The 1,580-nt window shown below is 49.6% G+C and carries 1 protein-coding gene; it reads right to left on the reverse strand.

The genetic code is table 11. From position 1 onward, the window contains the following. Positions 1–2: 2 nt before the first annotated feature. Positions 3–1,580: an aldehyde dehydrogenase (NADP(+)) gene (locus tag NI455_RS15310; RefSeq protein ID WP_253114879.1), complete on the reverse strand. Its 1,578-nt coding sequence runs from the start codon at positions 1,578–1,580 to the stop codon at positions 3–5.

Genomic DNA, 1,580 nt, shown 5'->3' on the forward strand with positions numbered 1-1,580 from the left:
TTTTAAATTCTGTTTTGAGTCATTTCCCCATTGACGAGTCTCAGCAGGTTCAGTGGATTCTCATCTCTTAATGCTTCAGGCAACAGACTTTGCGGATAGTTCTGGTAGCAGACCGGACGTAGATAACGGTCAATCGCCAAAGTTCCCACAGAAGTACCACGTGCGTCTGAAGTAGCCGGATAAGGTCCGCCATGTACCATGGCATCACAGACTTCTACACCGGTTGGATAGCCATTCAACAATAAGCGGCCTGCCTTTTCTTCCAATACCGGTACTACATCGGCAAACTCCACCAGATCCGATTCATCCGCAATCAGTGAAGCTGTTAACTGTCCATTCATGCTGCTTAAAGCCTGTAGTAACTGGGCTTTGTCTTCTACTTCAATCACAATCGTAGTGGGTCCAAAGATTTCTTCTTGCAGAAGTTGATCACCAGCAAGCAGCAGTTCAACCTCTGCTTTGAAGAGTTGCGGTAATGCCTGCTCCCCTTGTTGCTCCTGACCGGCCAGGTGCTGAATGCCGGAATGCTCGGATAAATGCGATAAGCCAGAAACATAGCTGTTTAATGTCCCTGCATTGAGCATGGTTTGAGCCGGCTTGTTTGCCATGATTTCACTGAGCTGTTCAATGAGCCGTGTATATTCAGGTGATTTAATTCCCAGGATCAATCCTGGATTGGTACAGAATTGGCCACAACCCAGTACTACTGAATCTGCCAGCTCCTGGGCAATCTGATCACCACGGTTTTTTAAAGCTTCAGGCAGCATCAGCATCGGGTTGATACTGCTCATTTCAGCAAAGACCGGAATCGGCTGTGGACGTGCTGCTGCCATATCGCATAGTGCACGGCCACCTTTGAGGGAACCGGTAAAACCGACGGCCTGAATTAATGGATGTTTCACCAGTAAGGCACCGACAGCATTACCATAGATCATGTTAAACACCCCTTTGGGCATGCCTGTTTTCTCAACGGCACGTTCAATGGCCTGAGCCACATAGTCTGCAGTGGCCATATGCCCGCTATGGGCTTTGACCACCACAGAACAACCTGCTGCCAATGCAGAAGCGGTATCACCACCGGCGGTCGAGAATGCTAAAGGGAAGTTACTTGCCCCAAAAACGGCAACTGGCCCTACACCGATTTTAATCTGACGCAGGTCTGGTCGTGGCAAAGGTTGACGCTCTGGCAGTGCGGTATCAATTCGAGCCCCTAGAAAATCACCACGGCGCAAGACTTTAGCGAACAAACGCATTTGCCCGCTGGTACGGCCACGTTCACCTTGCAGCCGGGCAATGGGTAAAGCGGTTTCTTGAGAAATCGTATTGAGGAAGTCTTCACCCAAAGCATCGAGTTCATCTGCGATGGATTCTAAGAATAGAGCCCGCTGTTCAGGGGAAGTATGTCGGTAGGTTTTAAAGGCTGTATGGGCAGCTTCCACGGCCTGGTTGACTTCCTGTTCGGTGGCCTGAAAGAAGTCGAAAGTCAGGGTTTCACCGGTGCTGGCATTCAGGCTTTTCAGGACTTTATCACCTGCAGCGCTACGGGTACCCGCTATAAAGTTGTGGCCAATTGTATTCAT

It is taken from the genome of Acinetobacter lwoffii (genome assembly GCF_024129435.1).
Classification (GTDB): Bacteria; Pseudomonadota; Gammaproteobacteria; order Pseudomonadales; family Moraxellaceae; genus Acinetobacter; species Acinetobacter lwoffii_F.